We start from the raw sequence: 21,313 nt of genomic DNA, 5'->3' as shown, positions 1-21,313 counted from the left end.
GTCAGGGCAGGGTCAGGATTTCGGCGCCGTCGTCGGTCACCACGAGGGTGTGCTCGAACTGCGCCGTCCACTTCTTGTCCACGGTCGCGACGGTCCAGTCGTCGTCCCAGATCTCGTAGTCCAGCGAGCCGAGGTTGATCATCGGCTCGATGGTGAAGGTCATGCCCGGCTCCAGGACGGTCTCGACCTCGGGCTTGTCGTAGTGCAGCACGATCAGGCCGTTGTGGAAGGTCTCGCCGATGCCGTGCCCGGTGAAGTCGCGAACCACGTTGTAGCCGAACCGGTTTGCGTACGACTCGATGACCCGGCCGACGACCGACAGCTGCCGTCCCGGCTTGACGGCCTTGATGGCCCGCATGGTGGCTTCGTGGGTGCGCTCGACCAGCAGCCGATGCTCCTCCGACACGTCCCCCGCCAGGAAGGTGGCATTGGTGTCGCCGTGCACGCCGTCCTTGTAGGCGGTGACGTCGATGTTGACGATGTCACCGTCCTCGATGACCGTCGAGTCGGGGATGCCGTGGCAGATGATCTCGTTCAGCGAGGTGCAGCAGGACTTGGGAAAACCCTTGTAGCCCAGCGTCGACGGGTAGGCGCCGTGGTCGAGCATGTACTCGTGCGCCACCCTGTCCAGGTGATCGGTCGTGACGCCGGGTGCGACGGCCTTGCCGGCCTCGGCGAGCGCCTGCGCTGCGATGCGGCCGGCGACGCGCATCTTCTCGATCACCTCAGGGGTCTGCACCCAGGGCTCGCTGCCTTCGCGCACCGTCGGCTTCCACGCGTACTCCGGACGCGGGATCGACTTGGGCACCGGCAGGGTCGGAGACACCTCGCCGGGGCGAAGCGCGGTACGAACTGACATCATCCCAGCTTAACGGGCGCCGCAGTTAGCGGTCGCCGCGGCCGAACCAGGTCCGGCGCGGTCCGCGGATGTCGACCGAACCGAAGACCACCCGCCCGGTCAGGATGACGTGCGGAGTGCCGTCGGCGGGCGCGTCCTTGCGGTGGTCGGTGGCACTGCCGACGGCCACCTCGACGTCGTCGATGGAGGCGCTGGCGCCGTCGGGCAGCCGAAGGTCCAGCGAGCTGAACTTGAGATCGAGTTCGATGACCACGATCGGCCCGCCGAACCGGGCCCGCGTCAGATCCAGGTCGATGGAGCCGACGCGGCGGACCAGCGCGAGCCGGGTCGGGACGACCCACTCACCCTGCCGCTTGAGCGACCCCATGACACCGCGCAGCTCGACGCGGTCGGCCGAGCCCGTCACGATCGCGTTGGGCGCGGGCAGGTCGCCGACCAGGACGGCCAGCTCGGCCTGCTGCCGGGCGAGGGCGACCAGCGCGGACCGCTCGGAGAACTCGTCCATGTCGATGAGCCCCAGGGCCACCGCGTTGTGCAGCCGCCGGAGCGTGCCGTTGCGGTCGGCGTCGGAGACGCGCAGGACCGCGATCTCGTCGCTGTTGGTCACCCAAACAGGTTACTCAGGCCAGATAATCCGGCGGCAGTCCCTTGAACATGTCCCGGCACATGCGCACCGCGGTCTCCGACCCGCCGCCGCCCACGATCAGGGCCGCGAAGGCCATGTCGCCACGGTAGCCGGCGAACCAGGCATGTGAGCCACCCGAGAATTCGGCTTCACCGGTCTTTCCGCGAACGTCGCCGCTGGCGTGCAGATCCTTGGCCGTACCGCTGGTCACCACCAGCTGCATCATGGGCCGCAGGCCGTCGACCATCTTCGGGCTGATCGGCGCGGTGTTGCCGGACACCGTTGTCGGGCGGCCCTCGATGAGCTGTGGGAGCGGCGTCTTGCCGGCCGCGACGGTGGCAGCCGCGAGCGCCATCCCGAACGGGCTCACCACGACCTTGCCCTGCCCGAAGCCGTCCTCGGTGCGCTCCGCCAGGTTCACCGTGGGCGGCACCTTTCCGGTGACGGTGTCGATGCCGGCGACCTGGTAATCGGCGCCGATGCCGTACTGGGCCGCCGCGTTGGTCAGAGCCCGCGGCGCCATCCGGCTGGCGAGCTCGGCGAAGGTGGTGTTGCACGAGTTCGCGAAGGCTCGCGACATCGGCACCACCCCCAGATCGAACCGGTCGTAGTTGGGGATGGTCCGGTGCCCGATGTCGATGGTGCCGGGGCACCCGAGCAGGGTGTTGGGTCCGGCCATGTCCGATTCGATGGCGGCACCGGCGGTGACCATCTTGAACGTCGACCCGGGCGGGTACAGGCCCATGGTGGCGGTCGGGCCGTCGGCGTCGGCTGCCGCGTTCTGGGCCACCGCCAGGATTTCGCCGGTCGACGGCTTGATCGCGACGATCATCGCCTTGCGGCCCACCATGTTCACCGCATCCTGGGCGGCGTTCTGCACGTTGCGGTCCAGGCTGATGGTGATCGACGGGGCCGGCTTACCCGGTACCTCGTTCAGCACGTCGATGTCGGCGCCGTTCTGGTTGACGCTGACGACGCGCCAGCCGGGCTGGCCGACCAGCTGATCGGCCACCTGCTTCTTGACCTCGGTGACGATGGCCGGCGCGAACCGCGGATCGGTGGGCACCATCTCCGGCTGCGGGGTGATCACCACGCCCGGCAGGTGGCCGAGCGCACCCGAGACCTTGTCGTTGTCCTCGCGGCGCAGGGTGATCAGGTTCAGCGGCCCGGTCGACGAGCTGGCCTGTTCGGCGAGCCGCTGGGCGTCCATGGTGTTGTCGAACTGCCGCAGGACATCGGCGACCACGCGGGAGGTCCGCATCAGCTCGCCCGCCGCGGAACGCGCGTTCAGCGCGTAGTTGTAGTGGTACCCCGGTACCAGAACGTTCGTGCCGCCGAGTTCGTTGACGGAGGCACGGATCGGCTGGTCGGCGCGCAGCTGGAAGCTCTGGTGCTCCCCCAGATTGGGATGCAGATCCGTGCTGCCCCAACGGACTTGCCACCGGCCGTCCTGCCGGATCATGTTGAGCTGCCCGGTGTAGGCCCAGGTGCGGTCCTTGGGCAGATGCCAGGTGTACCGGTAGGTGATCTTGCCGGTGTCCTGGGTGTACTTGGAGCCGAGCACCTGCGCGTCGAGCTTCGTCGCCTGCAGACCCGACCAGGCCTGATTGATCGCGGTGCGGGCATCGTTGGGCTTGTCGGCCAGCTCGGCGGCGGCGCCGGTGTCGCCGCGGCCGAGCGCGGCGAAGAACGCCTGCGCGGTGGGCTCGGGGCCGTTGGGTTTCGGGGTGCAGGCCGTCATCGCTCCTGCGACCGCCACCACCGACAACAACGCGGCCGAGCGTGAAACGGATGATGTGTGCGTTGCCATTGGGGCTGATGTTAGAAGTGTGACCAGCGCGCGGCACGGAGGCACACCGAGACGCAACCGTGACAGTTTTGTGAGATCCGTCGACCCTGGGACGGCATCGGCCCGGGGACGCAGTCGATCAGCCGGCCGGCAGCGCGACGAGCGAAACGATGTCCCAGGAAAGCGCTACCATTCCGCGATGGGGCACAGCAGCGCTGACCGGATCGTCGCCGACCTGCGGACCTGGATCCGCGATGCCGCGCCGGGCACGCAACTCCCGTCGAGCCGCACACTCGTGGCCCGGTATGAGGCCAGCCCGGTGACGGTGCAGCGGGCCATGCAGACGTTGATCGGCCTCGGCCTGGTCGAAAGCCGGCCCGGCGCCGGCAGCTTCGTCAGGGGCGCTCGCGCCGCGCGCCCGTTGAATGTCAATTGGCAGGCCGGCGCCCTGCGAAGCGCCAATGCCCGGACCCCGAGCCTGCCCACCGCGTTGCGCGACATCACCCAGGACGCGATCGGGCTGCACTCCGGCTTCCCCGCCGTCGACCTGCTCCCCGACCGCGCCGTGCGGACCGCGCTGGCTCGCGCCGCGCGCGCCGATACCGCGATGACCAGGTCCCCCGTCACGGGACTGCCGGCGTTGCAGACGTGGTTCGCCAACGAGTTGGCCGCGGTGACGCCGGCCGGAGTCGCCGCGCCCGCGCCGCGCGATGTCATCGTCGTCCCCGGTACGCAAAGTGGGCTGAGTTCCATCTTCCGCGCGCTGGTCGGACCCGGACAGCCCTTGATCATGGAATCGCCGACGTACTGGGGCGCGATCCTGGCGGCGGCACACGCCGGCGTGCGAACAGCCCCGGTCACCGGCGACAGCGACGGCCCTGACCCCGACGACCTGGCCCGGGCTTTCACGGAGACGGGTGCGCGCGTGTTCTACGCACAACCGAACTTCGCGAATCCGACTGGTGCGCAATGGTCTCCGGCCCGGCGCGAACAAATCCTGGCGGTGGTGCGAGAGCACGGCGCCTTCCTCGTCGAGGACGACTGGGCCCACGACTTCGGCATCGACAGCACCCCATTGCCCTTGGCGGCGTACGACGACGTCGGGCATGTGGTGTATCTGCGGTCGCTGACCAAGAGCATGTCACCGGCGGTGCGGGTGGGTGCGGTGATCGCCCGCGGCCCGGTGCGCGACCGGATCCTGGCGGACCGGGCCGCCGAGTCCATGTACGTGAGTGGCGTTCTGCAGTCGGCCGCCCTGGACGTCGTCCTGCAGCCGGCATGGCGAACGCATCTCCGCAGCCTGCGCCGGCAGTTGCGGGAGCGCCGCGATCTGCTTGCGCACTGCCTGGCCGAATACGCACCACAAGCCGTCGTGGACCACCTTCCCGCAGGCGGCCTGTATCTCTGGGTCCGGCTGCCCGACGACGTGGAGTTGGACCGACTGGTACGCGATTGCGCCGGCGCCGACCTCCTCATCCCCGATGGCATCGAGTGGTTTCCGGCCGAACCGGTCGGAAACCACACGCGACTCAGCTACGCCGGCGCGGATCCCGCGCGCTTCGCCGATGGCGTGCGCGTGCTCGGGCAGGCTTTGGCCGCTCAGTTGACCTGACGCCGCGGCCCCGGCGGCCCAAATTTCAATGGCTCACGCCCGGGCGCTACTGCCATCGTCAAATGTGAAAGTACAAAGTAGCGCTATCCATAATCGGCTGGAACCGCTATCCGCGAACTCCGGCTTTGCCTGGGGCATGCTGGGTGTCCTCGCATTCTCGTTCACCGTCCCCCTGACCCGCATCGCCGTGCAGCACGGGGCCATGTCTCCGTTGTTCGTCGGCTCGGGTCGAGCTGTCGTCGCCGCGCTGCTGGCCGCCGGAGCCCTCGCCGTCACCCGGCAGCGGCTGCCCCGCGGTGTCGAGTGGGGACGTCTGCTGATCGTGGCCGGCGGCGTGGTGATCGGCTTTCCGCTGCTGACGACGTATGCGCTGACCACCACGTCCGCCGCGCACAGTGCCGTCGTCATCGCGCTGTTGCCCGCGGCAACGGCCGTCGTCTCGGTACTGCGCACCGGGGAACGTCCGCCGAGCCGCTTCTGGTTCGCGGCAGCGCTCGGCGCGGTCGCCGCCGTCGCCTTCGCCGGCTTGCAGGGCGACGGCCTGGGGACGTTGCACATCTCGGATCTGCTGCTGATCGGCGCGGTGGTGGCCGCGGCGGTCGGCTACGCCGAGGGTGGTCTGTTGACTCGCGAACTCGGTGCGTGGCAGACGATTTCGTGGGCCCTGGTGGCTGCGTCCCCGCTCATGGTCGCGCTCACCGCGGTGTCGGTGGCCACGGGTCCGCCCGTCGCGGGCCCGACGGAATGGGCGTCGTTCGCCTACCTCGCCGCGGTCAGCATGTTTCTCGGATTCTTCGCGTGGTACCGCGGACTGGCGATCGGACCCATGGCACAGGTCAGCCAAACCCAACTGACGCAGCCGGTGCTGAGCATCCTCTGGGCAGCGCTGCTCCTCCACGAACGGCTCACCTGGCCGACGGTCCTTGGTGGCGGCGCCGTCGTCGTCTGCGCGCTCTCGGCGGTCCGCTCACGAACCGGCAATCCCGGGGCAACCGAACCAGCGGCATCACCGCACGCGGATGCGCGTCAGTCCAGCAGCACGGTGGCGTAGGTGCCCAGCTGACCGAACCCGATACGCCGGTAGATCGCCCGGGCCGGGGCGTTGAAGTCGTTGACGTAGAGGCTGGCGGTCCGGCCGCTGCGCAGCACCGCCGCCGCCAACGCCGCGGTGCCGGCGGCACCGAGACCGCGGCCACGCCAGTCCGGGTGTACCCACACACCCTGGATCTGACCGACCCGCGACGTCTGGGCGCCGATCTCCGCCTTGAACACGACCTGGCCGTCCTCGAACCGTGCCCAGGCGCGGCCCGCGGCGATCAGCCCCGCCAGCCGCCTGCGGTAGCCGCGGCCGCCGTCGCCCATCCGCGGGTCGACTCCCACCTCGCCGATGAACATGTCCACTGCCGCAACGACATACGCGTCCAACTCGTCCATCCGGACCGGACGCACGGCGGGATCGACCGGGCACTGCGGAGCGTCGGACAGCGTCAGCAGCGGCTGGCAGTCCCGGACCTCGCGGGCCGGGCCCCACACCTGGGCCAGCTGCTGCCACATCGGCAGCACCAGCTCGGCGCGCCCCACCAGCGACGAACACCGCCGCGGCGCGCTCATCACCTTGTCGGCGAACACCATCATGTCGGCCGCGGTGCCCCGCATCGGGATCAGATTCACCCCGGCGAAGCACAGCGACTCGGTGGGCTGGCTACGGGTCCACAGCTCGCCGCCGATGGCCACCGGATCGAGGCCGTGGTCGCCCACGCGCGCGGCGACCATGCAGGTGCCGACCGGGTCCTCGTCGAAGACCTGCTGCACCTGGGCAACCTCGCGCACCACTGATATCCGGCGCGCATCTGCGATCCGGAACAGCGGAGGTGCCGACATTCACCGACCTTCTGCGAGTGTGACCTGGTTTGCTATTTGCGTCTGCCCGTGACCGCGATCACAAGACTGTGCTCAGCTTACGGTTACGACGGGCGAACCGCTCGCATCGGTTCCCGACTCGGCGGCGATTCGCATCGCCTCTTCGATCAGGGTCTCGACGATCTGCGACTCGGGCACGGTCTTGATCACCTCACCGCGCACGAAAATCTGGCCCTTACCGTTGCCGGACGCCACGCCGAGGTCGGCCTCGCGCGCCTCACCCGGCCCGTTGACGACGCAGCCCATCACCGCGACGCGCAGCGGCACGTCGAGCCCGTCGAGGCCTGCCGACACCGCGTTCGCCAACTTGTAGACGTCCACCTGGGCGCGGCCGCACGACGGGCACGACACGATCTCCAGGCCGCGTGGCCGCAGGTTCAGCGACTCCAGAATCTGGTTGCCGACCTTGACCTCTTCGACCGGCGGCGCGGACAGGGACACGCGGATGGTGTCGCCGATGCCCTCGCTCAGCAGCGCACCGAACGCGACGGCGCTCTTGATCGTCCCCTGGAACGCCGGACCGGCCTCGGTCACGCCGAGGTGCAGCGGGTAGTCACACTTGGCGGCCAGCTGACGGTAGGCCTCCACCATGATCACGGGGTCGTTGTGCTTGACGCTGATCTTGATGTCGCCGAAGCCGTGCTCCTCGAACAGCGAGGCCTCCCACAGCGCCGACTCGACGAGCGCCTCCGGCGTGGCCTTGCCGTACTTCTCGAGCAGCCGCGGGTCGAGCGAGCCGGCGTTGACACCGATGCGGATCGGGATGCCGGCGGCACCGGCGGCCTTGGCGACCTCCTTGACCCGGCCGTCGAACTCCTTGATGTTGCCCGGGTTCACGCGCACGGCGGCGCAGCCGGCATCGATGGCCGCGAAGATGTACTTGGGCTGGAAGTGGATGTCGGCGATCACCGGGATCTGGCTGTGCCGGGCGATCTCGGCCAGCGCGTCGGCGTCTTCCTGCCGCGGACAGGCCACGCGCACGATGTCGCAACCCGACGCCGTCAACTCGGCGATCTGCTGCAAGGTGGCGTTCACGTCGTGGGTCTTCGTGGTGCACATCGACTGCACCGCGATCGGGTAGTCGCTGCCGACGCCGACGTCGCGCACCATCAGCTGACGGGTCTTACGGCGCGGCGCGAGGGTCGGCGGGGCCGGCGGCTCGCTGCCGACGCCCGGCATGCCCAAACCGATGGAGGTCATCACGGTCTCCTACTGGAAAAGTCGAATGGGGTTCACAAAGTCTGCCGTCACGGTCAACAGCATGTAGCCGCCGACCACCACCAGCACCACATAGGTGGCCGGCATCAGCTTCAGGTAGTTCACCGGCGCCGCGGCGACTTTGCCGCGGGCCGCGCGAATCATGTTGCGGACCTTCTCGAAGGTCGCCACCGCGATGTGGCCACCGTCGAACGGCAGCAACGGCAGCAGGTTGACCGCCGCCAGGACAAAGTTCAGCTGCGCCAGGAAGAACCAGAACATCACCCAGATGCCGTGTTCGACGGTCTCGCCGCCGATCCGGCTGGCGCCGACGACGCTGATCGGGGTCTCCTTGTCGCGCTCGCCACCGGCGATCGAGTGGACCAGGGCGCCGATCTTGGTCGGAATCTTCGCCAGGGATTTACCCAGCTCGACGGACAGATCACCGGTGAAGGTGAACGTCGCGGGCACGGCCGTCAGCACGTTGTACTGCGTCGGTCCCGGCTGCGGCGCCGCGGTCACGCCGATGGCGCCGACCTGTGTCGCCGTCGCGGCTTCTTTGTCGGTGAAGCGCTGCGTCTGCTCGATGTCGACCGTGGTGGTGAGCGTCTGGCCGCCGCGTTCGTAGACGACCGGGACGGCGCCGCTCATGCCGCGGATCGCTTTCGCCATCTCCTCGAACGTGCTCACCGGCTTGTCACCGACCTTGACGACGGTGTCCCCGGCCTTCAGGCCCGCCGCCGCGGCGGGTCCGGCGCCCGGATGCGGGCACGGCCCGAACAGGTTGTCGCCTGTCTTCGCCACCTGCGGGGCCACACAAGCGGTTTCGCCGATCACGGCGCTGGTCGGTGCATGCAGGTCCGGCAGGCCCCACGACACCGCGATGCCGTAGATCAGCACCAGGCCGATGATGATGTTCATCGCAGGCCCGGCGAACAGCACCGCGACGCGCTTCCAGACCTTCTGCTTGTACATCGCGTAGGGCTCGTCCTGCGGCGCGATCTCGTCGACCGACGTCATGCCCGCGATGTCGCAGAAGCCGCCCAGCGGGACGGCCTTGATGCCGTACTCGGTCGAGCCGAGCCGGTTGGGCCGGTGCGTGGACCACAGCGTCGGGCCGAAGCCGACGAAGTACCGCCGCACCTTCATCCCGGTGGCCCGGGCCACCCACATGTGGCCGCACTCGTGCAGGGCCACCGATACCAGCAGACCCAGCGCAAACAGCGCGATGCCGATCGCATACATCATCGGGCGGGCACGACCTCCTGTGCGACGATGCGCCGTGCCCGGTCCCGGGCCCAATCCTGCGCATCAAGTACGTCATCCACGGTACTGGGTTCGGCGGCCCATTGATCCGCAGCGCCCAGCACATCAGCAACGGTCCGCACGATCGCCGGGAACCGGATCCGGCCGTCGAGGAACGCGGCTGCCGCCTCTTCGTTGGCGGCGTTGTACACCGCGGTCAGGCAACCACCACGGGTGCCGGCCTCCCGGGCCAGCCGGACCGCCGGGAAGACGTCGTCGTCCAGTGGCTCGAATTCCCAGGTCGAGGCCGTGGTCCAGTCGCATGCCAGGGCGGCGCCCGGCACGCGGGCCGGCCAGCCCAGCGCCAGCGCGATGGGCAGCTTCATGTCGGGCGGGCTCGCCTGTGCCAGCGTCGAGCCGTCGGTGAAGGTGACCATCGAGTGCACGATGGACTGCGGGTGCACCACGACGTCGATGCGGTCGTAGTCGATGCCGAACAGCAGGTGGGTCTCGATGAGTTCCAGGCCCTTGTTGACCAGCGACGCCGAGTTCAGCGTGTTCATCGGGCCCATGGACCACGTCGGGTGGGCACCGGCCTGCTCCGGGGTGACGTCGTCGAGGTCTTTGGCCGCCCAGCCGCGGAACGGGCCGCCCGACGCGGTGAGCACGAGCCGGGCCACTTCGTCACCGGTGCCGCCGCGCAGGCACTGCGCCAGCGCCGAATGCTCGGAGTCGACGGGCACGATCTGACCGGGCTGCGCCGCCTTGAGCACCAGCGGTCCGCCCGCGACGAGCGATTCCTTGTTCGCCAGGGCAAGACGGGCACCCGAGTGCAGCGCGGCCAGCGTCGGCTTCAAACCGAGCGCACCGACCAGGGAGTTCAGGACGACGTCGGCATCGGTGTCCTCGACCAGCCGAGTGGCCGCGTCGGCGCCGGCGTACGTGATGTCCCCGATGCGCTCGGCGGCGGCGGGATCGGCCACCGCGATGTTGGTGACCCCGGTCTCGGCGCGCTGCCGGGCCAGCAGTTCCGCGTTGCCGCCGCCGGCCGCCAGGCCGACGATCTCGAACCGGTCCGGGTTGGCGGCGATCACCTCCAGGGCCTGGGTACCGATCGACCCGGTACTGCCGAGCACCAGGACTCGTAGCCGCTCACTCACGTCTCTATTGTGCCGCCCGATGCCCACATTCGAGTAACGGTGGTCGACCGGATAAACGCGCGGCGACAACGTGGCCACCAACAAATACGACCGAGCGTCGTATGTAAGAATGTCGGCAATCCACCGGATCGTTAAGGAGTTGCCGTGGCCACCACCGAGGTCGAACGAAGCACCGGCGTCGATGTCGAGGACGTCCCCTCTGCCGAGTGGGGCTGGTCCAAGATGAACCGCGCCGTGATTCAGGCCGGTGGCATCCTGTCCGCCATCTTCCTGCTGGTGATGCTGCGCGGTAACCACGTCGGCCACGTCGAGGACGCCTGGCTGATCGGCTTCGCCATCCTCCTGCTGGTCATCGTCGTGCGCGGCTGGTGGCTGCGTCGTCGCGGCTGGATCCGCTGACCTCAGCCTTACGACAAAGGCCACGAACTCCTTTCGAGTTCGTGGCCTTTGTCGTCGGCGGGTCCTAGGCGGCGGGCTCCGGCGCCTGCTCGGGCTCGCGGTGCCTCTTGTCCGAATGGAAGAACGTGACGAGTGTCGTCGCGCCGCAGATGATCCCGACGGTGCCGATGAGTTGCGGGCCGGTGAGACGGTCGGCGAGCCCGCCGCCCACGCCGGCGCCGATCATGAACGACCCCAGCAGGGCGAGGTAACCGAGCCAGTCGTAGACGGTGCCCTTGCCGCAGATGTGCCGTTCGAGCCCCTGGCCCAGTTTGACGACCGTTCCGGTGACGTAACTGAGCGGTACCGCCACTTCACCGTTCTTGACGAAGCTGGTGTTCAGCGCGCCCACCGAGAAACAGATGATGAGGATGCCGGTGAAGTTGACGTCCTCGTAGTACCAGCCGTCCTCATAGAGCTCGACGACGGACGCCACCAACAGGCCGAAGGTCACCAGGGCCGTGGCCCCGTGCGGATGGTTCTGCCAGTACCTGCGCCGCAGGAACGACGCCACGAAGACCCCCGCCAGGAAGCAGGCCATCAACCACAACGCCGCCTGCGGCCCGGCTCCGGACACTTTCTGCCGTTCCGCGACGTCGAACCAGCCGAGTACGGCGCGTTCGGTGTTGCCCGTCATGAAGGTGACGAAGTATCCGGCACTGTGCAGGAACGCGACCGCGCCGATCATGCCGGCCAACCACGACAACAGCCACGACAACCGGGCCTCCGGTCCGATGGCGGCTTCCTTGCTCACAACCCTGTCTGGCGACTGCTCATCCACCGGCACATTATATACGGCAGGGTCGGCGGACGGCCCAGATCAGACCGGCGCGGTCACCGGTCCTGCGACCGGCAGGTGAAGCCGAGGCGGAACTTGCCGATCTGGATTTCGTCACCGCTGGTGAGTGGGAGGGCCTGAACCGGGGTCCCGTTCACATAGGTGCCGTTGAGGCTGCCGGCGTCGATGATCCAGTATTCGTCGTCCAGCCAACGGATTTCGGCATGGTGCCGGCTGACGGTGATGTCATCGAGAAACACCGCGCTGTCGGGGTGCCGGCCGGCGGCGACGACTTCGTCGGCCAGCAGGAACTGGCCGCCGGGTCCGGGACCGCGGTTGATCACCAGGACACCCGAGCCCGGGCGTACCTCGGACGCCTTCCGGTGGACGGCAACGTCGTCGCCGAGGCGTGGCTCGTCGATCAGACTCATATCGGGTTTCCTTTTCCTGGATGGGTTTTCGAGGCGCTGCGGGTGGTGTGGCTGCGGGCGTGGGCGATGGCATCGTCCAAGTTTTCGATGAGATGGTTCTCGTGCCGCAGGGAGTCGATGATGCCGACGCCCGCGAGGAGGTCCCGGTGCTCGGGCCTGACCCCTTTGATGATCACGGTGATGCCGCGCGCCTCGAGGTCTTCGACGATCTGCGTCAAGGTGTGCGCGCCTGTCGCGTCGAGCATGCCGAGCTGCGACAGCCTGATGATGACGACGGACGTCTCGGGATGGTTGCCGTCGGTGATCGCGGTCGAAATCCGTTCGGCCGCACCGAAGAACATCGCGCCGTCGAGCCGCAGCACGGCGATGCGCTCGTCGCCGGGCAGATAGGGCCCCGGCAGTTCCTCCCGCGTGACACTGCTGCGGCGGGCCAGCGCGCGCAGCGCGAACAGTGCCGTGGCCGCGATGCCGATCTCGACGGCCTGGATCAGGTCGAAGCAGACGGTGACCGTCGCGGTCAGCAGAAAAGTCACCGCGTCCGAACGCGTGGACCGCATGATCCGGGTGACGGTGTGCGGCGAGATCATCCGGAACGCCGTCACCATCAACACCGCCGAGAGCGCCGCCAGCGGGATGGTCCCCACCAGACCGCTGATCAGGTACACCACGGCAAGCAGCACCAGCGAGTGCACGATGGCCGCCACGCGGGTCCGCGCGCCGGACCGCACATTGACCGCGGTGCGGGCGATGGCCCCGGTGGCTGGCATGCCGCCGAACACCCCGGAGGCGACCGACGCCAGTCCCTGCCCCACCAGTTCCCGGTTCGGGTCGTAGGGCCCGGTCGGGGACATCGTCGCCGCGACCCGCGCCGACAGCAGTGACTCGATGGCGGCCAGTGCGGCGATGGCCAGCGCCGCACCGAACAGGGAGTGCAGGACCGCCAGGTCGGCGTGCGGCCAGACGGGAGCGGGCAGCCGCGACGGCAGCGCCCCGATCCGCATGGCGGACAACCCGGCACCGGCCACCAGCGCGGTCGCGGCGACAACGGCCACCAGCGAGGCCGGCACCGCCGGATGCAACCTGGGCAGCACGATCATCAGGACCGCCACCAGCGCCGTGACGAGCAGGGCCGGCCGGGCCGCACCCGTGTCGATGTGCGAGACGACGACGCCCGCGGCCACCAGCGGGGACCGTCCGGCGGGTGCCGCCTGCCCGAATGCCGCCGGGACCTGCTGCAGAAAAATGATGGCGGCGATGCCGAGGGTGAATCCCTCGATCACCGGCCATGGAATGAACGTCACCGCACGCCCGACGCCGGTGACGCCGGCCACCACGACGACGACCCCGGCCAGGATGGTGACCGCGGCGACGCTGCCCAGTCCGTACTGCGCCACGATCGGCGCCAGCACGACCGTCATCGCCCCGGTCGGCCCGGACACCTGCACGTGCGACCCGCCGAACACCGCCGCGACCAGCCCTGCCACGACCGCGGTGACCAGACCGGCCGCCGCACCGACCCCCGAGCTGATGCCGAACGCCAGCGCGAGCGGCAACGCGACCACCCCGACCGTCACCCCGGCGAGGACGTCACGCCGCCACGAGTGCCCCAGGCCGACGTAGTCCGCGCGCGACGGCAGCAACCTGGTGATGCGGTCAGCGGCGAGCGCGGTCATCGGCTGGTGCCGATCGGCGGCAGCGAGCCGACGGCGTCGAGCTGATCACGTTGGGCGGCAAGGGTATCGGCGAGGAAGGTCCGCGCGATGAGCAGGAGTTCGGCGATCTTCGGATGGGCCAGCGTGTAGTAGACGGCGTTGCCGGCCCGATACCCGCTGACGACGTGATGACGCTTCAGCACCGCCAGGTGCTGGGACAGCAGCGTCGGCTCGATATCGCTGGCCGCGAGGATGTCGCTCACCGGCGTCGGACCGTCAGAGGTCGACAAAATTTCCAGCACCCGGATGCGCGCCGGATGCGCCAGCGCTTTGAAGAGGTTCGCCTTGATCTCGTACAGCGGCCGTTCGGGACCGTCGAGCACGCTGTCGACCATCTGCCGCACCCCTAATTGATGGATTGAAGAAATTCTCAATCCATCATAGCGCGTCAGACCGATCCGCCGGATCAGCTTCCCCCCAGACAACCCACAGGCTCGCGCAGCAAAATATTGTGGGCTGGGTAACATTCGCGACATGACCGTAGCCGACAACACGATCGACCTGGGCGATCAAGCCTCCTTCACCGGCTTACGGGCGCTGGGCCGCGGCCCGCTGATCCAATACACCTGGATCTACGAACATCCGGTCGACCTGGATGGCCTGCGCCGCCTGCACCGCAATCTGGGTAGCGGTGGCCTGCTGGGCCGCCGGATCGAACGGTCCCCCCTGCCGTTCGGCCGCCACCGGTGGGTCCGCTCCACCGGACCGGTTGACCTCGACGTCGCTCCCGGGACGCGGCCCGTCTCCGAGATCAACGACTGGGTCAACGAACGCGGCTACATCCCCGTCGACCCCGAGCACGGTCCGCCGTGGCACCTCGGCGTGCAGCAACTCGAAGGCGGCGGCGCGGCCGTGTCGCTCGTGGTGTCGCACACCGTCGGTGACGGCCTGGCCATTGCCGAGGCCGTCGCCGACGCGGTCAACGGGTCGCCGCGCGATCTCGGCTACCCGATCGCCGGGGCCCGCACCCGGCGCGAGGCCCTGCGCGAAGACCTCCGCCAGACGGTGCGCTCGGTGCCCAGTTGGTTCAAGGCCGTGGTCGGCGCGGTCAAGATCGCCCGCGATCAGAAGGGCGACCTGGCGGCGTCGGCCAAATCGGTGAGCGCGCCGGTGTCCAGCGGGATCACCACTCCGGTGACGCCGCCGTTCGTCGTCGTCCACATCGGCATCGACGAGTGGTACCAGCGCGCGAAAGCCCTCGGCGGCACCAGCAACGTGCTGTTCGCCGCGCTCGCTGCCCGGCTCGGGCTGGTGGTGGGCCGGTTGGGCGACGACGGCCGCGCCATGCTGTCGTTCCCCGTCAACATCCGCACCGAGGGCGACACCCGGGGCAATGCCCTCAGCACCATCACCGTGATGGCGGATCCGGAAAAGGTCAGCACCGACCTGTCCGAGTTGCGCAGCGACGTCAAGCGCGAACTGGCCGGTGTCGACGAGTGGACCCGCATGATGCTCACGCCGCTTCCCCTCACTCCCCTGGTGCCGAAGTTCGCGGTGCGGCGGCTCGAGAAGATGGTGCTCAAGGTCGGCAAGCCCATCGGTTGCTCCAACCTGGGCCAGTTCCCGCCCGCGTTCAACCGGCCCGACGGGACCGACGCCGACAATTTCCACGCCCGCCTGGTCGAGCCGGGCCTGACCCCGGTGGACCTCGAGCGCCTGAACGGCCACCTGTTCCTGGTGTTGTGCCAGACACCGACGTCGATGATCGTGACGGTCACCGCATGGGAACCGGGCGAGACGAACACCAAAGCGGCACTGGCTGATTCCACCCGCAAGGCGCTGGCCGAACTCGGACTCACCGGAACCGTCGACTAAGTTACCGGGTAGTACCATCGGTTTCGTGGACAGCACGGCGAGCAATCAGGGCAGCTCCGTCGAGGACGCCTCGACCCCGAGCCGAATCCTGGTGGCCACCGCGGAAGTGCTTGCCCGTCAGGGCCAGACCAAGCTCAGCCTGTCCGAGGTCGCCACGCAGGCCGGCGTCTCGCGGCCCACCCTGTACCGCTGGTTCGCCTCCAAGGAGGCGCTGCTCGAGTCGTTCGGACGGTACGAGCGCGACTTGTTCGTCGACGGCATGACCGCGGCCACCGAAGGGCTGCGCGGCAACGAAAAGCTCGATGCCGCACTGCAATTCATCGTGCAGTACCAGAAGACCTATTCCGGCGTACGGGTCATCGACATCGAACCGGAGGCCGTGCTCGCCCAGCTGCCGAACGTCGTCCCGACCATGCGCGCGCGCCTGCAGAAGTTACTGTCGGGGCCGAACGCCGAACTGAAGGCCGCAACGGCCATCCGGATCGCGGTGTCGCACTACCTCGTCCCGAGCGACGACACCGAGCAACTACTGGCGCAGCTGCGGCACGCCGTCGGTTTGCGCTGAGAGACTAGCCCTCGGCCGCCAATTGCCCACAGGCAGCGGCGATTTCGCGGCCGCGAGTATCGCGCACCGTGCAGGACACCCCGGCCGCCTGTACCCGGCGCACGAACTCCCGCTCGACCGGCTTGGGACTCGCGTCCCACTCGCTGCCCGGGGTCGGGTTCAGCGGAATCAGGTTCACGTGCACCAGCGGACCGAGCGCGCGGTGCAGTTTCTTGCCCAAAAGGTCTGCGCGCCAAGGCTGGTCATTGACATCGCGGATCAGCGCGTACTCCACCGACACCCGGCGACCGGTGACGTCGGCGTAATACCGTGCGGCCTCGAGAACTTCGGAGACCTTCCACCGGTTGTTGACCGGGACCAGCGTGTCGCGCAGCTCGTCGTCGGGGGTGTGCAGTGACAGCGCCAGCGTCACGCCCAGCTTCTCGTCGGCGAGTTTGCGGATCGCGGGTGCCAGGCCGACCGTCGAGACCGTCACCGACCGGGCGCTGATCCCGAAACCCTCCGGCGGCGCCGCGGTGATCCGGCGCACGGCGGCCACGACCCGGTTGTAGTTGGCCAGCGGCTCCCCCATGCCCATGAAGACGATGTTGGACAGCCGGCCGTCGTGCTCGTTGCGCATGGCGGCCGACGCCGCGCGGACCTGCTCCAGGATTTCGGCGGTCGAGAGGTTCCGCTTCAGGCCGCCCTGACCGGTGGCACAGAACGGGCACGCCATGCCGCAGCCGGCCTGCGACGAGATGCAGACGGTGTTGCGCTGCGGGTAGCGCATCAACACCGACTCGAACGTCGTGCCGTCCACCGCGCGCCACAGGGTCTTGCGGGTCTCCCCGGCGTCGCACTGAATCTGCTTCGCGGGGGTGATCAGGTCGGGGAACAGCGCCGAGGCCACCTGATCGCGCACCGATGCGGGCAGATCGGTCATCTCGTGCGGATCGGCGATCAACCGCCCGTAGTACTGGTTGGCCAGCTGCTTGGCCCGGAACTTCGGCAATCCCAGCTCGGTGACGGCCGCCACGCGTCCCTCGGCATCGAGGTCGGCCAGGTGCCGCGGCGGCATGCCGCGGCGCGGTGCATCGAACACCAGAGGAAGGGAAACGGCCATAACGGGCTTCAGTATCGCACCGACGGCACCCCCGGGACGAAATCACAGCCGAAAATCGTTGGACTCGGCGTCTATGAACACTCACCATGAGCCCATGCCGCCCCGTCCCGCGTCGCTCCTGGCCTTCGTCTACGCATTGGGTTATCCCATTGGCGCCCTTGCGGTTTCGGCCCTGACACCCATGGCGACGCTGGTGTTCCGGTTCGGCCTCGCCGCCGCCATCCTGTCCACGTGGGCCCTGGCGGCGCGTGTGAAATGGCCCACTGGCACGCGGCTGGTGCACGTCGTGATCAGTGGCCTGCTCACGCAGGCCGTGCAGTTCATCTGCCTGTACCTGGCACTGATGCACGGCGCTCCCGCGGTGCTGGGTGCCGTCGTCATCTCGATGAACCCGGTCGCCACCGCGCTGCTGGCCGCCGTGTTCCTGGGCGAGCGTCTGACCGCCATGCGCGTCGTCGCCCTGATCCTCGGCGCACTGGCGGTGCTGGCCGCGTGCGCCCAGCGGCTGCTGATGGTCGGTGGCGTCGACGCGGTGATCGTGCTGCTGGTCGTCTCGCTGCTGGCGCTGGCCTCCGGCGGCGTCTACCAGCAGCGGTTCTGCCGCGGCGTGGATTTCCGCGCCACCGCTGCGGTGCAGAACGCGGCTTCCTTGGTCCCGGTGGCGATCCTGGCCGCCGTCATGCCGTGGACGGTGACCAACGTGCACACCGCGGTCCTCGCGGTGGGGGCTGTGGTGCTGCTCAACGCGACGTTGTGCATGACGATGTACGTGCGGGCCATCGATCGCTACGGCGCCGCCGCGGTGGCCATGCTGTTCGCGGTCATCCCGGCCATCGCCGGCGTGCTGTCGTGGCTGCTGCTGGGCCAGCGCCCGGACCTCGGTGTGGTGGTCGGTCTGGTGCTCGGCGCGCTGGCCTGCTGGCTCAATTCGCGGGCCGTGGCGCGGACCGTCAGGCCAGCAACTCCAGCACCAGCCACGCCGCCACTCCAGACGGCAGAATCGAGTCGATCCGGTCCATCAGACCGCCATGACCGGGGAGCAGAGTGCCCATGTCCTTGATCCCGAGGTCGCGCTTGACCTGCGACTCCACCAGGTCGCCGAGCGTGCCGGTGATGACGAGCATGATGCCCAGCGGCACACCGACCCACAGCGGCCGGCCCGCCAGGTAGTGCACCGACAGCACCGAGACGACGATGCTGAACAGCAGCGACCCGCTGAAGCCCTCCCAGGACTTCTTCGGGCTGATCGCCGGCACCATCGGGTGCTTACCGAACAGCACGCCCGCGGTGTAGCCGCCGATATCGGAGGCCACGACGCCCAGCATCATGCAGAACACCTGCATGGCACCCTCGTGGTAGCCGCCCTGGTGCGGGTAGATCAGCAGCGCCGTGAAGGCGCCGAACAGCGGTACCCAGGACGCCAGGAAGATCGTCACCGACACGTCGCGTGTGTAGTTGACCGGCGCCGCTTTGAGCCCGCCGGACAACAACCGCCAGATCATGCACAGCGCGACCGTGGCACCGAACGCCCCGAGGGCGCCGGCTTCCCGGTAGGGCCACGTCAGCCAGATCATCGCCTGGCCGCCGATCAGCAGCGGGATCACCGGGACGGCATAGCCACCCTCACGTAGCCGGCGCACCACCTCGTGCGTGGCCAGCGCGACGGCCAGAGCCACCAGCGCCACCCACAGCTGCGGGACGAACAGCAGGGTGGCGATGACGGTGCCGCCGAGGAGGACGCCGACGGAGATGGCGGCGGGCAGATTGCGCCCGGCGCGCGATGTCTTCTTGGGCTCCCCCGTGGGGGTGGTTTCGGTGGCCACGAATGTGCGGATGCGGACGGCTGGAGATCCTCAGACCTCGAGCAGTTCGCCTTCCTTGTGCTTGACCAGCTCGTCGATCTGAGCCGTGTAGGTGGCGGTCGTCTTGTCCAGATCCTTCTCGGCGCGCGCGACCTCGTCCTCGCCGGCCTCGCCGTCCTTCTTGATCCGGGACAGCTCGTCCATCGCCTTGCGACGGATGTTGCGCACCGACACCTTGGCGTCCTCGCCCTTGCCCTTGGCCTGCTTGACCAGTTCCCGGCGGCGTTCCTCGGTCAGCTGCGGGATCGAGATGCGGATGACGCTGCCGTCGTTGCTCGGGTTGACGCCGAGGTCCGAGTTCCGGATGGAGTCCTCGATGGCCTTGAGCTGGTTGGCCTCGTACGGCTTGATGACGACCAAGCGCGCCTCGGGGACGTTGATGCTCGCCAGCTGGGTGATGGGCGTCATCGAGCCGTAGTACTCGATGTTGATCCGGTTGAACATGCCCGGGTTGGCCCGGCCGGTACGGATCGACCCGAGGTCGTCACGGGCCACCGCGACGGCCTTGTCCATCTTCTCTTCGGCATCGAAGAGGGTTTCCTCGATCACTTCATCTTCTCCCGTCAGTCCCGCTCGCCCGGCCCCAGCCCTAGCTGGAAACCAGCGTTCCGATCTTCTCACCCGCGACCGCGCGCGCGATATTGCCTTCGGTCAGCAGATTGAAGACCAGCATCGGCATGCCATTGTCCATGCAGAGGCTGAACGCGGTGGCATCGGCGACCTTCAAGTCGCGTTCCAACACCTCACGATGGGTGATGCTGGTGATCATCTGGGCGTCGGGCACCTCACGCGGGTCCGCGGTGAACACGCCGTCGACGGCCTTGGCCATCAGGACCACCTCGGCACCGATCTCCAGCGCGCGCTGCGCGGCGGTGGTGTCGGTGGAGAAGTACGGCAGGCCCATGCCCGCGCCGAAGATGACCACGCGGCCCTTCTCGAGGTGCCGGCGCGCCCGCAGCGGGATGTACGGCTCGGCGACCTGTCCCATGGTGATGGCGGTCTGCACGCGGGTGTCGATGCCTTCCTTCTGCAGGAAGTCTTGCAGCGCAAGGCTGTTCATCACGGTGCCGAGCATGCCCATGTAGTCACTGCGGGTCCGCTCCATGCCGCGCTGCTGCAACTGCGCACCGCGGAAGAAGTTGCCGCCACCGATGACGACGGCGACCTGGGCACCGGCGCGGACCACCTCGGCGATCTGCCGGGCGACCAGAGCGACGACGTCGGGGTCCAGGCCCACCGCGCCGCCGCCGAACATCTCACCACCGAGCTTGAGCAATACCCGCTTGTAGGCCGGCCGGATCAAACCCTGGCCACCGTTGTCTGCCTCGTTGTCTGGGCTGCCCATCAGACTCCTTCGGTCCCCACAAGTCACAACTGCCCCGGCGATCGGCAGCGGCTCCATCCTGCCTCATGGCGATCGCGCCGGAGGCAAGGAGGGTGGAACCCGATGGGCGGGCGGCTACCCGACGGACTACCCCAGGTGCGCCTGTAACAACCACGCGCGAACCGACTTGAGTCCGTTCGGCTCGTCCCTTACGTCGACGTCGGCGAAACCTCTGCCGGGTGCGCCGGTCGCGCCGAAACCGTCGGGCATGTTGCCGTGGATGCGGGCCGGGGAGATGTCGTCGATCACCCAGTACTTGCCGACGACGTCGCGCAGCTCGTCCTCGGTCACCGGGTTGGCCGGGCCGGCGGGCATGCCGCCGCGGTCGAAGACGAGAACGATGTAGGTGGCGCCGGGCGCGGCGGCCCGCACGATCGAGCGCTGGTAGCCGTCCCGGAGTTCGACGGGCATGGAGTGGAACAGCGTGCTGTCGATGATGGTGCCGAAGCGGCCGTCATACCCGGTGAAGTCGCTGATGTCGGCGACCTCGAAGCTGGCATTGTGGGCGCCGCGCCGGGCAGCTTCGGCCCGGGCCAGTTCGATGGCGGTGGCCGACTGGTCCAGACCCACGGTCGTGAAGCCGCGCTCGGCCAGATAGATCGCGGTGGCGGCCTCGCCGCAACCGGCGTCGAGGACGTCGCCGTGCACCTTCCCGGCGTCGATCAGCGCGGCGATCTCGGGCTGCGGCACGCCGATGCTCCACGGCGGCCGGGCACCCATCTCGGGAGCCTCACCGCGGTACGCGCTTTCGAACATGGCATCTGTGGGTCTGGTCATACCTCCGGTTTATCAACGGGCTTGATATATGTCAATATAATT

22 protein-coding genes are annotated in these 21,313 nt (G+C 68.5%); 6 read left to right on the top strand and 16 right to left on the bottom strand.

The window, feature by feature from the left end:
* Position 1 precedes the first annotated feature (1 nt).
* Genes map through ACZ5IQ_RS12305 form a run of 3 tightly spaced genes read right to left on the bottom strand, consistent with a single transcriptional unit; the run spans position 2 to position 3,225 of the window.
* Positions 2–859 carry a type I methionyl aminopeptidase gene (gene map / locus ACZ5IQ_RS12315; protein WP_133426004.1) on the bottom strand — a complete coding sequence of 286 codons (858 nt, stop codon included), beginning with the start codon at positions 857–859 and terminating at the stop codon, positions 2–4.
* 25 nt (positions 860–884) lie between these two features.
* A complete protein-coding gene (locus tag ACZ5IQ_RS12310; protein WP_020101980.1) occupies positions 885–1,466 on the bottom strand; it encodes a DUF1707 SHOCT-like domain-containing protein in 582 nt (193 codons plus the stop codon).
* 13 nt (positions 1,467–1,479) lie between these two features.
* The gene (locus ACZ5IQ_RS12305; protein ID WP_464481465.1) at positions 1,480–3,225 is read right to left on the bottom strand and encodes a penicillin-binding transpeptidase domain-containing protein; all 1,746 of its coding nucleotides are present in this window, start codon (positions 3,223–3,225) and stop codon (positions 1,480–1,482) included.
* Positions 3,226–3,472: 247 nt separating this feature from the next.
* Here ACZ5IQ_RS12305 and ACZ5IQ_RS12300 point away from each other — a divergent pair, with 247 nt between their 5' ends.
* Positions 3,473–4,885 carry an aminotransferase-like domain-containing protein gene (locus ACZ5IQ_RS12300; protein WP_138248871.1) on the top strand — a complete coding sequence of 471 codons (1,413 nt, stop codon included), beginning with the start codon at positions 3,473–3,475 and terminating at the stop codon, positions 4,883–4,885.
* Positions 4,886–4,949: 64 nt separating this feature from the next.
* Positions 4,950–5,936, top strand: coding sequence for a DMT family transporter (locus ACZ5IQ_RS12295; protein ID WP_407665082.1), 987 nt, complete (start codon positions 4,950–4,952; stop codon positions 5,934–5,936).
* On the opposite strand, the gene ACZ5IQ_RS12290 is transcribed toward ACZ5IQ_RS12295, so the two are convergent.
* The 4 genes from ACZ5IQ_RS12290 to dxr form a co-directional block, all read right to left on the bottom strand.
* On the bottom strand, positions 5,912–6,766 hold the full coding sequence (locus tag ACZ5IQ_RS12290; RefSeq protein WP_061001102.1) for a GNAT family N-acetyltransferase: 855 nt from the start codon (positions 6,764–6,766) through the stop codon (positions 5,912–5,914). The two genes, ACZ5IQ_RS12295 and ACZ5IQ_RS12290, sit on opposite strands and share 25 nt — an antisense overlap.
* A gap of 72 nt (positions 6,767–6,838) precedes the next feature.
* Entirely contained in the window at positions 6,839–8,005 is a 1,167-nt protein-coding gene (gene ispG, locus ACZ5IQ_RS12285) for a flavodoxin-dependent (E)-4-hydroxy-3-methylbut-2-enyl-diphosphate synthase (protein ID WP_061009581.1), read from the bottom strand.
* Between the two features lie 9 nt (positions 8,006–8,014).
* Positions 8,015–9,250, bottom strand: a complete 1,236-nt coding sequence (locus ACZ5IQ_RS12280; protein ID WP_061001104.1) for a M50 family metallopeptidase — start codon at positions 9,248–9,250, stop codon at positions 8,015–8,017.
* Positions 9,247–10,428, bottom strand: a complete 1,182-nt coding sequence (gene dxr, locus ACZ5IQ_RS12275) for a 1-deoxy-D-xylulose-5-phosphate reductoisomerase (protein WP_464481464.1) — start codon at positions 10,426–10,428, stop codon at positions 9,247–9,249. Before dxr ends, ACZ5IQ_RS12280 begins: the two co-directional genes overlap by 4 nt.
* A gap of 123 nt (positions 10,429–10,551) precedes the next feature.
* Here dxr and ACZ5IQ_RS12270 point away from each other — a divergent pair, with 123 nt between their 5' ends.
* Positions 10,552–10,806 carry a DUF2631 domain-containing protein gene (locus ACZ5IQ_RS12270; protein WP_061001105.1) on the top strand — a complete coding sequence of 85 codons (255 nt, stop codon included), beginning with the start codon at positions 10,552–10,554 and terminating at the stop codon, positions 10,804–10,806.
* Between the two features lie 64 nt (positions 10,807–10,870).
* Here ACZ5IQ_RS12270 and ACZ5IQ_RS12265 read toward each other — a convergent pair whose 3' ends face one another.
* From ACZ5IQ_RS12265 to ACZ5IQ_RS12250, 4 genes are read right to left on the bottom strand one after another with little or no spacing between them, the layout of a single operon-like run.
* Positions 10,871–11,626 carry a YoaK family protein gene (locus ACZ5IQ_RS12265; protein ID WP_133425998.1) on the bottom strand — a complete coding sequence of 252 codons (756 nt, stop codon included), beginning with the start codon at positions 11,624–11,626 and terminating at the stop codon, positions 10,871–10,873.
* 53 nt (positions 11,627–11,679) lie between these two features.
* The gene (locus ACZ5IQ_RS12260; RefSeq protein ID WP_061001106.1) at positions 11,680–12,054 is read right to left on the bottom strand and encodes an FHA domain-containing protein; all 375 of its coding nucleotides are present in this window, start codon (positions 12,052–12,054) and stop codon (positions 11,680–11,682) included.
* Positions 12,051–13,727, bottom strand: coding sequence for a SulP family inorganic anion transporter (locus tag ACZ5IQ_RS12255; protein ID WP_464481313.1), 1,677 nt, complete (start codon positions 13,725–13,727; stop codon positions 12,051–12,053). Before ACZ5IQ_RS12255 ends, ACZ5IQ_RS12260 begins: the two co-directional genes overlap by 4 nt.
* On the bottom strand, positions 13,724–14,101 hold the full coding sequence (locus ACZ5IQ_RS12250) for an ArsR/SmtB family transcription factor (RefSeq protein WP_135356334.1): 378 nt from the start codon (positions 14,099–14,101) through the stop codon (positions 13,724–13,726). The genes ACZ5IQ_RS12255 and ACZ5IQ_RS12250 overlap by 4 nt, the downstream gene beginning before the upstream one ends.
* Before the next feature lie 139 nt (positions 14,102–14,240).
* Here ACZ5IQ_RS12250 and ACZ5IQ_RS12245 point away from each other — a divergent pair, with 139 nt between their 5' ends.
* Entirely contained in the window at positions 14,241–15,581 is a 1,341-nt protein-coding gene (locus ACZ5IQ_RS12245) for a condensation domain-containing protein (protein WP_464481312.1), read from the top strand.
* Positions 15,582–15,606: 25 nt separating this feature from the next.
* On the top strand, positions 15,607–16,146 hold the full coding sequence (locus tag ACZ5IQ_RS12240; protein WP_212811831.1) for a TetR/AcrR family transcriptional regulator: 540 nt from the start codon (positions 15,607–15,609) through the stop codon (positions 16,144–16,146).
* A 4-nt stretch (positions 16,147–16,150) separates the two neighbouring features.
* On the opposite strand, the gene rlmN is transcribed toward ACZ5IQ_RS12240, so the two are convergent.
* Positions 16,151–17,248 carry a dual-specificity RNA methyltransferase RlmN gene (rlmN, locus tag ACZ5IQ_RS12235; RefSeq protein ID WP_212811832.1) on the bottom strand — a complete coding sequence of 366 codons (1,098 nt, stop codon included), beginning with the start codon at positions 17,246–17,248 and terminating at the stop codon, positions 16,151–16,153.
* 94 nt (positions 17,249–17,342) lie between these two features.
* Here rlmN and ACZ5IQ_RS12230 point away from each other — a divergent pair, with 94 nt between their 5' ends.
* Entirely contained in the window at positions 17,343–18,308 is a 966-nt protein-coding gene (locus ACZ5IQ_RS12230) for a DMT family transporter (RefSeq protein ID WP_346414908.1), read from the top strand.
* Here the strand turns inward: ACZ5IQ_RS12230 and ACZ5IQ_RS12225 are convergent.
* The 4 genes from ACZ5IQ_RS12225 to ACZ5IQ_RS12210 form a co-directional block, all read right to left on the bottom strand.
* Positions 18,199–19,071, bottom strand: a complete 873-nt coding sequence (locus ACZ5IQ_RS12225; protein WP_020102016.1) for a phosphatidate cytidylyltransferase — start codon at positions 19,069–19,071, stop codon at positions 18,199–18,201. The genes ACZ5IQ_RS12230 and ACZ5IQ_RS12225 overlap by 110 nt on opposite strands.
* 30 nt (positions 19,072–19,101) lie before the next feature.
* Positions 19,102–19,659: a ribosome recycling factor gene (gene frr, locus ACZ5IQ_RS12220; protein WP_212811834.1), complete on the bottom strand. Its 558-nt coding sequence runs from the start codon at positions 19,657–19,659 to the stop codon at positions 19,102–19,104.
* Between the two features lie 40 nt (positions 19,660–19,699).
* Positions 19,700–20,455 (bottom strand): UMP kinase, encoded by a 756-nt coding sequence (gene pyrH / locus ACZ5IQ_RS12215; protein ID WP_346414907.1) that lies wholly within the window; start codon positions 20,453–20,455, stop codon positions 19,700–19,702.
* A gap of 126 nt (positions 20,456–20,581) precedes the next feature.
* On the bottom strand, positions 20,582–21,271 hold the full coding sequence (locus ACZ5IQ_RS12210; RefSeq protein WP_318984321.1) for a class I SAM-dependent methyltransferase: 690 nt from the start codon (positions 21,269–21,271) through the stop codon (positions 20,582–20,584).
* Between the last annotated feature and the right edge of the window lie 42 nt (positions 21,272–21,313).

This window comes from Mycobacterium toneyamaense (assembly GCF_055384815.1).
The sequence above is the reverse complement of the archived record's forward strand: the minus strand, read 5'-3'. Positions and strand labels throughout refer to the sequence as shown.